This is a genomic window from Gilliamella sp. wkB171, from assembly GCF_001693755.1.
Lineage (GTDB): Bacteria > Pseudomonadota > Gammaproteobacteria > Enterobacterales > Orbaceae > Gilliamella > Gilliamella apicola_F.
The window spans coordinates 198747-213785 of sequence record NZ_LYST01000055.1 but is presented as its reverse complement, the minus strand read 5'-3'; the positions used below and the strand labels follow the sequence as shown (position 1 = coordinate 213785).

The following is a 15039-nucleotide window of genomic DNA, read 5'->3' as shown; positions in this document are numbered from 1 at the left end:
TAATTGGAGGGATATTTTTACTATTTAAAGCCACCATGGAGCTCAATGAACGACTTGAAGGTGCTTCACAGGAAGATGGCAAACCGAAAAAAACATCTCATTTTTGGACCGTTGTCGCACAAATTGTCGTACTTGATGCCGTATTTTCGCTCGATTCGGTGATTACTGCCGTTGGGATGGTAGAACATATTCCAGTGATGATAATTGCAGTATGTATAGCAATTGGAATCATGATGGTCGCCAGTAAACCGCTTGCCAATTTTGTTAATTCACATCCAACAATCGTTATCCTCTGTTTAAGTTTTCTATTGATGATTGGTTTTAGTTTGGTTGCTGAAGGATTTGGTTTTGCAATACCTAAAGGTTACTTATACGCCGCAATTGGCTTCTCGATTATGATTGAATTTTTCAATCAATTAGCGATCTTTAATCGTCGTAAAGCGTTAAACAAAAAACCATTACGTGAACGCACAGCCGAAGCGATATTACATTTACTTAAAGGCGATGCCGAAGAAGATCCAGACACGCATACCGTTGATGTTGTATCTGATGCCAATAAAAAAGTATCAGTATTTAATCATCAAGAACTGAGTATGGTTGAACGGGTACTCGGGCTTGCACAGCGTTCGGTAAGCAGTATTATGACCTCAAGATTAAATGTTGATATGATCAACATTAATGAAAAACGTGAAGTTATTTTAAAAGAAATTTTCGATAATCCACATTCACGATTAGTGGTGACTGATACAGCTTCAATTGATGAACCATTAGGCATTATTCAGGTTAATGATCTTTTAAAAGATGTACTACAAAACAAAGAGCCGATTGATATTAATGCACTAATAAAACAACCGCTGATTTTTCCAGAAACAGTCTCGTTATTAGTTGCGTTAGAACAATTTAAAAAAGCTAAAACCCATTTTGCCTTTGTGGTTGACGAATTTGGTTCAATGCAAGGTGTTGTAACTGTCACAGATATCATTGAAACCATCGCGGGGGACTTTCCAACCGAAGAAGAGGAAATCGACGCCAAACATGATATTCAATGCTTAGAGGATAATAGTTGGATAGCTAATGGTTATATTCCTGTTGAAGAATTGATCAGGTTTGTCCCAATCCCTATTGATGATAAAAGAGAATATCATACCTTAGCGGGACTTTTGATGGAAAAAGCGCAGCATTTACTTAATGTTGGCGATACCATCCAAATTGGTGATTATCAATTTGAAATTGCCGAAGTAGAAAGTCATCGTATTCTTAAAGTCAAAATTAAACTAAACAAACCAGAATAAGTCAGTTAGCATAAAATGCATTAGCCCACCTAAGTGGGCTAAAACTAAGTTAACTCATTATGATAGTACATTCGTTACTTATCGAACTAACTGGAAATGGTTTGGCTATCCTACCAAGCAAGCTCAATCACCTTTTTTTAAAGTTATTGAAACTACTAAAGTAGAAAGTCAATCGTATTCTTAAAGTCAAAATTAAACTGAACAAACCGGAATAAGTCAGTTAGCATAAAATGCATTAGCCCACCTAAGTGGGCTAAAACTAAGTTAACTCATTATGATAGTACATTCGTTACTTATCGAACTAACTGGAAATGGTTTGGCTATCCTACCAAGCAAGCTCAATCACCTTTTTTTAAAGTTATTGAAACTACTAAAGTAGAAAGTCAATCGTATTCTTAAAGTCAAAATTAAACTGAACAAACCGGAATAAGTCAGTTAGCATAAAATGCATTAGCCCACCTAAGTGGGCTAAAACTAAGTTAACTCATTATGATAGTACATTCGTTACTTATCGAACTAACTGGAAATGGTTTGGCTATCCTACCAAGCAAGCTCAATCACCTTTTTTTAAAGTTATTGAAACTACTAAAGTAGAAAGTCAATCGTATTCTTAAAGTCAAAATTAAACTGAACAAACCGGAATAAGTCAGTTAGCATAAAATGCATTAGCCCACCTAAGTGGGCTAAAACTAAGTTAACTCATTATGATAGTACATTCGTTACTTATCGAACTAACTGGAAATGGTTTGGCTATCCTACCAAGCAAGCTCAATCACCTTTTTTTAAAGTTATTGAAACTACTAAAGTAGAAAGTCAATCGTATTCTTAAAGTCAAAATTAAACTGAACAAACCGGAATAAGTCAGTTAGCATAAAATGCATTAGCCCACCTAAGTGGGCTAAAACTAAGTTAACTCATTATGATAGTACATTCGTTACTTATCGAACTAACTGGAAATGGTTTGGCTATCCTACCAAGCAAGCTCAATCACCTTTTTTTAAAGTTATTGAAACTACTAAAGTAGAAAGTCAATCGTATTCTTAAAGTCAAAATTAAACTGAACAAACCGGAATAAGTCAGTTAGCATAAAATGCATTAGCCCACCTAAGTGGGCTAAAACTAAGTTAACTCATTATGATAGTACATTCGTTACTTATCGAACTAACTGGAAATGGTTTGGCTATCCTACCAAGCAAGCTCAATCACCTTTTTTTAAAGTTATTGAAACTACTAAAGTAGAAAGTCAATCGTATTCTTAAAGTCAAAATTAAACTGAACAAACCGGAATAAGTCAGTTAGCATAAAATGCATTAGCCCACCTAAGTGGGCTAAAACTAAGTTAACTCATTATGATAGTACATTCGTTACTTATCGAACTAACTGGAAATGGTTTGGCTATCCTACCAAGCAAGCTCAATCACCTTTTTTTAAAGCTATTGAAACTACTAAAGTAGAAAGTCAATCGTATTCTTAAAGTCAAAATTAAACTGAACAAACCGGAATAAGACAGTTAGCATAAAATGCATTAGCCCACTTAAGTGAGCTAAAACTAAGTTAACTTTTGATTAAAAAGCGCCGTTTGTTTATTAAATCAAAGCTAAATCTGTTAACTGTCCGACTTAAAGCATGAAATAGCTAAATTGCCGATTTTTTTCAGAGCAATTATTCATATCTAAAAATAGTAAATAAAGCTTAAACCAAACTATTTACCTGTTACAGTGATTGGTGAATAACTGTATCTATTAATTCAAAAAATCATCATGTTATGTTAACATTAACACACTCCATACTTTCAAACTCACCCTTTACAAAGCAAGGAGGTATACATGCATGACACCGGGCCTTTACTCATTGCCATTATCGGCGGCATTGTACTTGCCACCCTACTTGGATTACTCGCTAATCGTTTACGTATTTCCCCGCTAGTCGGTTATCTTATTGCCGGTATTATTGTTGGACCCACAACACCTGGATTTGTTGCAGATACATCAATTGTGCAAGAACTAGCAGAAATTGGCATTATTTTGTTAATGTTTGGTGTAGGGCTACACTTTTCATTAAAAGATCTTATGCAAGTAAAAAACATTGCTATTCCCGGTGCAATTGTTCAAATTACCGTTGCCACATTGCTTGGAATGGGTATGTCTAGCTTGATTGGATGGCCGATTTTAACGGGATTAGTGTTTGGGCTGTGCTTATCTACTGCAAGTACAGTTGTATTACTCAGAGCCCTAGAAGATCGAAATCTGATAGAGAGTCGTCGTGGTAAAATTGCAGTGGGATGGCTAATTGTTGAAGATTTAGTCATGGTGTTAACACTAGTATTGCTACCCGCGATTGCTACCATGTTTAGTGATAGCGATAACTATAATACAATCGATGTTGTCAAAGAAGTCGCCAAAACTATAGGTCTTGTAATTCTTTTTATCGCTATCATGATTGTAATTGGTCGACGAACGATTCCTTGGCTATTAGCCAAAAGTGCCGCAACAGGTTCTGAAGAGCTTTTCACACTAACCGTACTTGCTATTGCTTTAGGTATTGCTTTAGCAGCAGTACAACTGTTTGGCGCTTCATTTGCATTGGGCGCTTTTTTTGCCGGAATGGTATTAACTGAATCGGATTTTAGCCATCGGGCCGCTAAAAATATCTTGCCATTAAAAGATGCCTTTGCCGTACTATTTTTTGTTTCAGTTGGAATGTTATTCAAACCACAAATATTACTGATTCACCCTATTGCCGTATTGTCGGTGATTGTAATAATCATTTTAGGCAAATCACTTGCTGCATATTTGATAGTCAGATTATTTGGTTATTCTAAACGCACCGCTTTAACTATTTCAGCAAGTCTGGCGCAAATTGGTGAGTTTGCTTATATTCTTGCGGCATTAGGTATCACTTTACAGATCTTTCCTGATGAAGCGCATAGCCTAATTTTAGCTGGTTCTATCATATCTATTGTGCTCAACCCTTTCATATTTAATTTGCTCGAATACTACTTATCACGCACTGAAAACATTGTTGATAGAATGATTGATCCCATTATTGAAATTAACCAACAAATACCCGAGGTTGAAAACCATGCTATTTTAATTGGCTATGATAGATTAGGTAGTATGATTGCCGAAAAGTTAATTGCCCATCACGTGCCGTTTATAGTGATCGAGCCGTCACTAACTTTAGTTGAAAAAATTCGCCATGATGGATTAATTGCGGTATTTGGTAATGCAATAAAGCCGGGGATCCTCAATTTTGCTCATATCAAATCAGCCAAATGGTTAATTATTACCTCGCCAAATGGCTATAAATCAGCAGAAATATCGCAACAGGCAAAAACGGTGAATCCTGATTTAGAAATTTATGTACGAGCATTTTACGAAGATGAAATCGAATATATTGAAGAACATGGTGCAACCAAAGTTGTTACCGGTGAAGAAGAGATTGCAAATCACCTTTTACAGTTTCTTAATATTGATAAACAACATGAAACAAATAATCAATATCAAGTTAGTCAAACCATGTCGATTGATATGGAAACTTCAAATACTAACAATAATTTAAAAGTTAAAATAGATATTCCGGTAAATGCTAATCTTGCCGCAGGAAATGGTAGTCCGATAGAATAACACTTGACCTAAATAAATAACTGGCAATAATAACGCAGTAAAAACTCTGTTTATTGTAAGATGTGGAGTAAATACTTCGCATCTTTTCTATTTTTGGCTTACAAAAATTTTAGATAAACACAGCAAAAACACACTAAATGTACATTGACTATTATCAATCTAAATTAGGCCTTAACTTATGAATTCAATATTCGAAAAAGTATTTCAATTGAAAGAGAAAAAAACCACCATTGGTACCGAAATCATTGCTGGTTGTACCACCTTTCTTACTATGGTTTATATCATCTTTGTTAACCCGTCTATCTTATCTGCAACCGGTATGGATACTTCTGCGGTATTCGTTCTCACCTGTGTGGTGACAGCTGTTGCCACTATTTTAATGGGTTTATTTGCCAATTTACCGATCGCATTGGCCCCCGCGATGGGACTTAACGTATTTTTTGCTTATGGGATTTGCGGCGCAATGGGCTATTCTTGGCAAATTGGCATGGGCGCGATATTTTGGGGTTCTTTAGTCTTTTTCGCTTTATCACTATTTAAAGTACGTCATTGGTTAATTGAGCATATTCCACAATGTTTACGAGTAGGGATTAGTGCAGGTATTGGACTATTTATTGCCTTTATGGGCTTCCAAAATATGGGCATAGTCGTGAGTTCACCGGCAACACTCTTAACCATGGGCAATATCTTATCACTCAAAGTATTACTAGGCTCTCTTGGTTTTTTTATTATTATTATTTTAGCAGCGCGCAATTTCCATGCAGCGGTTTTAATTTCAATATTTGTAGTCACCCTACTAGCGTTATGGCTTGATCCTAATATTACGTATCAAGGTGTAGCGGCAGTGCCACCGAGTGTCGCACCAGTTGTTGGTCATGTTGATCTTGCTGGCTCATTCAACATTGGTATTATGGGTGTAATTTTTTCAGTGATGATTGTTAGCTTATTTGATTCATCAGGCACAATTTTAGCCTTAACCGACAAAGCAGGCATTTCGGACGAAAAAGGACGCTTTCCTAAAATGCGTCAAGCTCTATTAATCGATAGCTTTAGCTCATCACTAGGCGGATTATTTGGTACATCATCTGTATTAACTTATATTGAAAGTTCTGCGGGTATTTCGGTTGGTGGACGAACTGGCTTAACAGCTGTTGTGGTTGGAATCTTATTCTTACTGATGACCTTTTTATCACCGCTTGCACATTTAGTACCAAGTTATGCCACATCTGGCGCACTCATATTTGTCGGTATTTTAATGGTTTCAAGTTTAGTCAAAGTTAACTGGTCTGATTTAACCGATGCAACGCCTGCATTTATTACCGCTTTGATGATGCCTTTTGCCTTTGCAATTACTGAAGGTGTTGCGCTTGGCTTTATCTCTTATGTGGTATTAAAAACCTGTACAGGTAAATTTAAAGAACTCAATCTTTGTGTAATTATTTTTGCATTATTGTTCGCATTAAAATTTATCTTTATTGATCATCACTAATTTAAACAGCTATTGCTACGATTAACACCGTAGTAATAGCTTAGTTACTTACCAACCAGCTAATCTTCAAAAATCCTCATTATTCAGTCAAAAAAATCATTCATTACCAAACATGTCACTAGACGTGCTTATAGAGTTTGATCTGCATCACAAAAATAAAAAAACATAAAATAATTACAAAATTTAATAATTGTCGTTAGTTTCAAATTTAATGCATATTGATTACAACGTATTAACACAACTGTGCTTAACACTAAATTAAAACAAGCAAAGATAACTCTCTCATTAACTTATTAGGCACCATTTAGAGGAATATTATGAATCAATATTACGACAAAATAGATAGAATCAACTATGAAGGAACACAATCAGATAATCCTTTTGCATTTCGACATTATGATCCAAACCAGATAATTTTAGGTAAAACAATGGCTGAACATTTACGTTTTTCAATCTGCTATTGGCATACTTTTTGTTGGGCAGGTACCGATATGTTTGGTTCTGGTTCGTTTGATTATCCTTGGCAAAAAAGTAGTGATCCTTTAATCAATGCTAAAGCAAAAGCCGAGATTGCTTTTGAGTTTTTCTACAAAATGAATGTTCCTTTTTATGCTTTTCATGATGTGGATGTTTCACCTGAGGGGAATTCAATTCAAGAATACATCAATAATTTATCCACTATGACTGACATTTTGCTAGAAAAACAACAACAAACAGGCGTTAACCTACTTTGGGGCACAGCAAATTGTTTCACTAATCCGAAATATGCAGCAGGTGCAGCAACTAATCCTGATCCAGAAGTTTTTGCTTGTGCAGCAACGCAAGTTGTCTATGCGATGAATGCCACACATAAACTTGGTGGACAAAATTATGTGCTATGGGGTGGTCGTGAAGGCTATGAAACACTTTTAAATACCGATCTGCGTAAAGAAAGACAACAACTGGGTAAATTTATGCAATTGGTTGTTGAAAACAAACATAAAATTGGTTTTAAAGGTGCGTTACTAATCGAACCTAAACCTCAAGAACCCACCAAACATCAGTATGATTATGATGTTGCCACTATTTATGGTTTCTTAAAACAATTTGGACTAGAAAACGAGATAAAAGTTAACATCGAAGCTAATCATGCCACCCTTGCTGGTCACTCTTTTCAACATGAAGTTGCCTCAGCTATCTCACTTGATATTTTTGGTTCGCTTGATGCCAATCGAGGCGATCCACAATTAGGTTGGGATACCGATCAGTTTCCAAATAGTGTCGAAGAAAATACTCTTGTCATGTATGAAATCCTAAAAAGTGGTGGTTTTAAAACCGGCGGTCTAAATTTTGATGCCAAAATTCGCCGTCAAAGCGTTGATAAATACGATGTCTTTTATGGTCATATTGGCGCTATTGATACTATGGCGTTATCATTGAAAAGTGCAGCAAAAATGCTCGAAAGCCAAACATTAAGCCAATGTGTTACCAATCGTTATGCTGGTTGGGATAAACAACTTGGTAACGATATATTACAGGGAAAAATGTCATTACAACAAATTGCAGAGTATAGTCTAAAACATAAATTACAACCAAAAACACGTAGTGGAGAGCAAGAAAAACTTGAAAACTTAGTCAATAAGTTCATTTTTGGCTAATCGTTAGGCAACATAAGTTTATTAGGGCTACAAACCCGTAGCCTTAATAAACATTGTAGTGGAGAAATATATGTATATTGGTATTGATTTAGGCACTTCCGGTATAAAAGTCATTCTCATGGATGAACAGCAAAACATTATCGCATCGACAACACAACCTCTTAGCGTGTCTCGCCCTTTTCCGCTTTGGTCAGAACAAGATCCAAATCAATGGTGGCAAGCGACCAATATAGCGATGCGTGAACTTCGTTCACTGCATGATTTACAACACGTTAAAGCGATTGGTTTAAGTGGGCAAATGCATGGCGCAGTATTATTAGATAAACAATTGCAAATTTTAAGACCAGCCATCTTATGGAATGATGGCCGCTGCGATGCCGAGTGTCATCAATTAGAACAACAAGTCCCGAATTCAAGAAAAATCACCGGTAATTTAATGATGGCTGGCTTTACTGCGCCTAAAATCAAATGGGTTAAAAATCATGAGCCAGACATTTTTGCCAAAATCGATAAAGTACTCCTGCCTAAAGATTATTTACGTCTTAACATTACCGGACAATTGGCATCAGACATGTCAGATTCAGCCGGTACCATGTGGTTAGATGTTGAAAAACGTGATTGGAATGATGATCTATTAGCCGCTTGCGGACTAAGCAGGCATCATATGCCGACGCTATTTGAAGGTAATCAAATCACCGGTTATGTCAACGATGAAGTTGCAAAAAGTTGGGGAATAAATACCATTCCGGTGGTTGCAGGTGGCGGTGATAATGCAGCTGGCGCAATTGGTGTTGGGCTCTATCAACCTGGGCAAGCGATGTTATCACTTGGCACCTCGGGCGTCTACTTTGCTGTCACAGATCATTTTGTTAGCCAACCAGAACAGGCCATTCACAGTTTTTGTCATGCATTACCAGATCGTTGGCATCTTATGTCCGTAATGTTAAGCTGTGCATCTTGCCTTGATTGGGGCTGCCAATTATTATCAATCAAAGATGTACCTACGCTAATTTCATTAATTCAAACCGATCAAACTGATGCTAAACCTCCCATCCAATTTTTACCTTATTTATCTGGCGAAAGAACACCACATAATAATCCTGAAGCGAAAGGCGTATTTTTTGGCTTAACTAATCAGCACAACAAAGTAGACTTAGCTAAAGCCATATTGTTAGGTGTCAGTTACGCACTGGCTGACGGTATCGATGTCGTTGCGAAAACCGGCATTTCGCCCGATAAAATAATGGTAATTGGTGGCGGGGCAAAAAGTGCCTACTGGCGACAATTAATCTGTGATATTTCTGGTTATCCTATTGAATATTGTGAAGGCGGTGAAGTGGGTCCGGCATTAGGGGCAGCTAAACTAGCCCAAATTGCTTGCCATCCAGATACCCCTATAAACGATTTATTACCTTCACCAAAAGTAATTCAACTGCATCAACCTAACCGTGATAATTATCAAATCTATCAACAACAACGCGCTGTTTTCAGACAGATTTATCAGCAACTAAAACCACTCATGTGTTAATGATCATCAAAGGAGGAAGGAATCATGTTACCTTCCCCCTTATTTCCACTATCGAAAACCAATCATATCAATACTTAAGTAAATCGCTCTTCCCAATAAAAAGGCGTTAACATAACATTATTGTGTCAATAAACTACCGCTAGCTTGATTGGCGATTGTTACACACCACCTGTGCTAAGCAGATCTTTTTTAGAATTAAAAATCTTAATTTACCTGCCAATTTTTTTTATATTTTTCAGATTGTGACAAATATCTCATAAACCAAATTTCATAAATTTAAAACCAAATTTGATAATAACAAAATAAACAGAGATAAATTATATTGAAAAGCACGTTTTAATTTATCTGTTATGCAACTTATATTTTTCATTGAGTATCAATAATTTAACGATAAGAGAAAAATAACATGCTAAAAATAAATAATCCCGTTATACCCGGTATGTCACCCGACCCATCGATTATTCGTGTCGATGATATTTATTACCTTGTAACCTCGACTTTTCATTGGCTACCAGCGATACAAATTTTTAAATCAACTGATTTAGCCAATTGGCAACTTATTGACTATGTGTTTAAACAAGGAGAAATTAATTTATCAGGAACACATACACCAGCAGGAATATGGGCCCCACATTTATCGTACGATCGCATCACCAAAAAATATTGGCTTATTTACTCTCACATGATCAATATGGCCGGACGAGAATTTAATGCCGATACCTATGTAACGTGTGCCGATAATATTCAGGGTCCTTGGTCTGCACCTATCTACATCACCTCAATAGGTTTTGATCCTGCACTGTTTCATGATGAGGATGGCAAACATTATTTAACCATTTTAGAATGGGAAACACGTCAAGGTTATCAAGCACCGGGTCATATCGTAATAGCCGAAATCGATTTAGACCATAAAAAATTAGTAAGCCCTTGGGTTCGACTTACACAAGGTTTCACCACACGAGGCTGCGCCGAAGCACCGCAACTTTATAAAAAACAGGATTATTATTATCTGTTAATCGCAGCTGGAGGGACCGGTTATGCACATGGCATTGAAATTGGGCGTAGTAAAACTATTTTTGGCCCTTACCAACCTCATCCATCATTAGAACCTATTGTGACATCTTCGCCTAATCATCTATTTTCATTGGGCGATCCTGATGCGGGTCATTTTGAAATGTATAATCCTAACTCAATCATGCAAAAAGCTGGACATGGTTCACTAGTTGAGACACAAAATGGCGATTGGTACATTGCTCATCTGATGTCCAGACCGATAAAAAACACATTACTAAATCCACTTGGACGCGAAACTTCAATCCAAAAAATGCAGTGGACTGACGACGGTTGGTTAGTCATGGCTGATGGTTCTAATTTGGCTAAAATGGATTTCGACTCTGAACTACCACTTAGTAAGCCACTCAATCATGATGTGATTGATGAGTTCGATGGATCATATTCATTACGTTTTATGACACCTTATAGAAATCAAACCACTAATTGGGTCAATAGCTATGAACGCACAAGTCATCTCAGAATATATGGGCAAAATTCGCTATTTTCTCAAGTTAATCCGGCAATCATGGCAACAAGGGCCACATCGTTTAATTATCACGTTCAAACCAAAGTCGAATTCCAGCCCGAGCATTATTCACAAACGGCAGGCGTTGGGCTTTACTATGATGCCAATAATTGGATTTACTTTCACTTAACCTATAACGAACAACTAAAAACTACCGTTCTTAGCCTTCTACAAGCAAAGTTAGGCGTTCGAATCGAGTTCACCAATCACCGTGTTGCTATACCTCATGGTGTTGTTGAACTCAAAATAGTCTATCAACAAGGTATTATTGAACTATTTTACAAACGCGATAACGCTTGGCTATCTTTCATGAGTAATTTGGATGTCCTTTACTTATCTGATGAAGGCGTTAATGGCGAGCCGGGTGAAATAGGTGGATTTACTGGCTTATTTAATTTTATTGCCTCTGTCGATAGCTATCAGCATCAATCTTATGCTGACTTTGACTATTACTATGTAATAAATAATGATTGAGATTTAAGGCGATATATTATGAAAATAACGATTCCATTAACTCGACTTATCCCTGGGCTAATCATTGGTCCTGCATCGTGGTTAGGTCCATATATTGCTGCATCAAGTCTCTTTTTACCGGCATTAATTCAACAAATTGATGAAGCCAACAAGATCCATCTATTAGCCCTATTTTCTGCCTGCGGTATGGTGATTGCGGCAATATCCAATATGCTTGCAGGCTATTTATCAGATCGAACACGCTCAAAATTTGGTAATCGCTCACCTTGGATAATTTGTGGTGGCATCGCTTTCATGTTTGCTATGATATTAGCGTCAACGGCTGATAGCATACCTTTTTTACTGGGCTGTTGGTTATTTGGTCAAATCGCATTGAATTTTATTGTTGCGCCCATGGTGGCTTGGATAGATTTTGCCGCTGACGATAGAAAAGGCACCGCATCGAGTGCCTATGGTGGGCTAGGAATGGCACTTGGTAATAATGGCTTTACCATTATTGCTGCAATGTTTTTAGGTAATTTCCGGTTTGGCTTTGTTATCTTTGGTGTGCTGGCATTTATTGGTATATTAATTGCTGTCATCATAGTGCGAGAGCCAGCTAATCTAAATCAAGCAACCAACCATCGTGCAATCAGAAAGCAAAATAGTTTTAGTGGTGCGTTAACAATTTTCCCTAAGTGGTCAATTGGACGAGACTACTACTTAGCGCTAATTGGTAAACTCTTTCAAGGTGTCAGTAATTTTACTATTGCAGGTTACTTATTATATATCATGACCGATTTTATCCACCATGATGCGCAAGCAACCCAAAATTCAATTCAGCTAATTAATTTGATTATGCTTATATTAGGCATTTTAATGGGGTTCATTGCAGGACCAATCTCCGATAAATTAAAAATTCTAAAACTACCTGTTGGACTGTCCACCATCTTTTTAGGTATTGGTGCAATAAGCTTATTTATTTATCCAAACTTAAATGGTGTCCTTATTTATGCCTTTACTGCTGGTATTGGTATGGGGATCTGGAATTCACTCGACAATTTATTAAATTTAAAAGTGATTCCCGATAAAAATCGCATAGCATTCTTTTTAGGTATTTACAATCTAGGCAATACTATTACCCAAGCACTAGCACCAATTATTGCTGCTTTTGTTATTTCAGTATTTGGCTTTTCTGCTATTTTTATCGTTTCATTGATATTTGCCACAATGGGGGGCATAGCCATATTATCGATTGGTTCAGTTAAAAAATAGTCTATTCACACCAGAAAAATTTTGTTAGTAACAAGCAACTTTTTTCTGGTGATAAAGTGATACAACATAATTTTCATTAACGCGATATCATGATGAAGTTTTATTGACATCATACTTATTTCTATAATCTTTAGGTGTCATTCCATAAAGCTTTTTGAATAAAAAATAAAAGTATTGTACAGAAGGGTAACCACACTGCTCAGAAATCATTTGAATAGACAGTGAAGATTCAATTAATAGGTATTTGGCTCGATTAAACTTTTCTTCATGAATGACACAATGAATTGTTTTACCTAATGACTCTTTAAAACGAAGTTCTAAGTTTGATCGAGATATTTGCATTTCAGAAATAACTTGCTCAACTTTAATTCCTTTACAAGCATAATCGCGAATATAATGCATAGCTTGAATTACATATGGATCTTGTATTGATCGGTAATCAGTTGAGCGCCTAGCAATAATTTTTTTAGGTGCTATAAGGAGTGGTTCTGTTGAGATTTTGCCTTTTGCGAACTGTTTATTTAATAAACTTGCCGCATTAAATCCCATCTCTTCAGTCCCTTGCTTGACAGTCGATAACGACACCATCGACAAATTATTGATCACCTCTTCATTATCAATCCCAATCAAACATAACTGTTCAGGTATTTTTATTCCCACTCTATCACAAGCTTGCAAAATATGATGCGCTCTAGCGTCATTGACCGCAATAATGCCTGTATTAACCGGTAAAGCGAGTAACCATTTAGACAGTTTGTCTAGGCTTTCTTGCCAATTATCCAGCGAGGTAGTCATTCCTTGATATATAACCCCTTGGTAGCCTTTTTGCGCTAAGATCTGCTCAAATATTTTTTCTCTTACTGCTGCCCAGCGGCAATATCGTGTTGGCGGTATACTATAAAAAGCAAATTGATGGATGCCTTTTTCACATAGATGATTAAACGCACTTTCGATAATGGCATAATTATCAGCTGCCACATAAGGTACGTTTGGATAGCTTACGTGATCATGGTAAGAACTGCCAACACCAATAATAGGAATGGTTTCTTTAGCCAGCAAGTCTTCAATATCCGGATCATCAAAATTGGCAATAATTCCATCACAATCAAAATGAAAAGCGGTTTTTGCATCATAACGCAGGGTTTCTGAAATATAAATATTCCAATGAATATTATGCAATTTCAAATAATCGCCTATGCCTTTTAATATTTGGCGGTCATAAATATTGTTTGCATTAAAGAGTAAAACAACTTTGTAAGATTCACTTTTCATAGATGTTCTTTGATACATGGTAAATTCAAAACCCAGTATAATATTACCACTTTTTAATGCAAAAATTTGATTAATATAATTTTAATCTTTATCGATAAAACCACGTTGATAATTACACATAAAATACGAGTGTACCTAAACTTAAGCCATCAATTACAACCAACTGTGTAATAAATACTATTTTAGTGGCTAAAAATCTTACTAAGATAAAAATAATTCGCTTACTGATAATACTCAACTATACCTCGCTAATATCAATATTAAATATGTATTAAACCCGACAAACAACTTGTGGTAATACTTGACATTATGCCTGTTGGGGTCTAGAATCTTGCGACCCAAAACTTATATACATAGGTTTTGGTCTACAGTTATTAATTACGTATCTAAAATGCAATTTTAAATTTATTTTAATTAATCAGGAGCTTATTAATGGCAACAATTAATCAGCTGGTACGCAAACCAAGAGCCCTAAAGGAAGCGAAAAGTAACGTTCCTGCCCTTGAAGCATGCCCGCAAAAACGCGGTGTTTGTACACGTGTTTACACAACTACACCGAAAAAACCTAACTCAGCATTACGTAAAGTATGCCGTGTACGTTTAACCAACGGTTTTGAAGTGACTTCTTACATCGGTGGTGAAGGTCATAACTTACAAGAACATAGCGTGATTTTAATCCGCGGTGGTCGTGTTAAAGATTTACCTGGTGTTCGTTATCATACTGTTCGCGGTGCATTAGACTGCGCAGGTGTTAAAGATCGCAAACAAAGCCGTTCTAAATACGGTGTAAAACGACCTAAAGCTTAATGGTACTCCGTTAAGTAAGGCCAAACTATAAAATTCCATTTAACTCATTTGAGTTTTGGGTAAACCTGAAAATTTATAACA

9 protein-coding genes are annotated in these 15039 nt (G+C 36.4%); 8 read left to right on the top strand and 1 reads right to left on the bottom strand.

From position 1 onward, the window contains the following. The 7 genes from A9G03_RS12150 to A9G03_RS12120 all read left to right on the top strand — a co-directional run. The coding region (locus tag A9G03_RS12150; RefSeq protein ID WP_143425861.1) for a TerC family protein at positions 1-1292 on the top strand (1292 nt) is incomplete at its 5' end. Positions 1293-3118: 1826 nt separating this feature from the next. After that, a complete protein-coding gene (gene ybaL / locus A9G03_RS12145; RefSeq protein WP_065799339.1) occupies positions 3119-4918 on the top strand; it encodes a YbaL family putative K(+) efflux transporter in 1800 nt (599 codons plus the stop codon). A 178-nt stretch (positions 4919-5096) separates the two neighbouring features. Further along, positions 5097-6407 carry an NCS2 family permease gene (locus tag A9G03_RS12140; RefSeq protein WP_065633271.1) on the top strand — a complete coding sequence of 437 codons (1311 nt, stop codon included), beginning with the start codon at positions 5097-5099 and terminating at the stop codon, positions 6405-6407. Positions 6408-6724: 317 nt separating this feature from the next. Next, positions 6725-8044 carry a xylose isomerase gene (gene xylA, locus A9G03_RS12135; protein WP_065799338.1) on the top strand — a complete coding sequence of 440 codons (1320 nt, stop codon included), beginning with the start codon at positions 6725-6727 and terminating at the stop codon, positions 8042-8044. A gap of 70 nt (positions 8045-8114) precedes the next feature. After that, complete coding sequence (gene xylB, locus A9G03_RS12130; protein WP_065799337.1) at positions 8115-9572, top strand: xylulokinase; 1458 nt, start codon at positions 8115-8117, stop codon at positions 9570-9572. A 406-nt stretch (positions 9573-9978) separates the two neighbouring features. Beyond that, positions 9979-11625 carry a family 43 glycosylhydrolase gene (locus A9G03_RS12125; protein WP_065799336.1) on the top strand — a complete coding sequence of 549 codons (1647 nt, stop codon included), beginning with the start codon at positions 9979-9981 and terminating at the stop codon, positions 11623-11625. Positions 11626-11643: 18 nt separating this feature from the next. Next, positions 11644-12879 carry an MFS transporter gene (locus tag A9G03_RS12120; protein WP_218837135.1) on the top strand — a complete coding sequence of 412 codons (1236 nt, stop codon included), beginning with the start codon at positions 11644-11646 and terminating at the stop codon, positions 12877-12879. 87 nt (positions 12880-12966) lie between these two features. Here the strand turns inward: A9G03_RS12120 and A9G03_RS12115 are convergent, their stop codons facing one another. Then, positions 12967-14151 carry a XylR family transcriptional regulator gene (locus tag A9G03_RS12115; RefSeq protein WP_065799334.1) on the bottom strand — a complete coding sequence of 395 codons (1185 nt, stop codon included), beginning with the start codon at positions 14149-14151 and terminating at the stop codon, positions 12967-12969. Positions 14152-14583: 432 nt separating this feature from the next. Here A9G03_RS12115 and rpsL point away from each other — a divergent pair, with 432 nt between their 5' ends. Beyond that, positions 14584-14958, top strand: a complete 375-nt coding sequence (gene rpsL / locus A9G03_RS12110) for a 30S ribosomal protein S12 (protein ID WP_034883792.1) — start codon at positions 14584-14586, stop codon at positions 14956-14958. Positions 14959-15039: the final 81 nt, after the last annotated feature.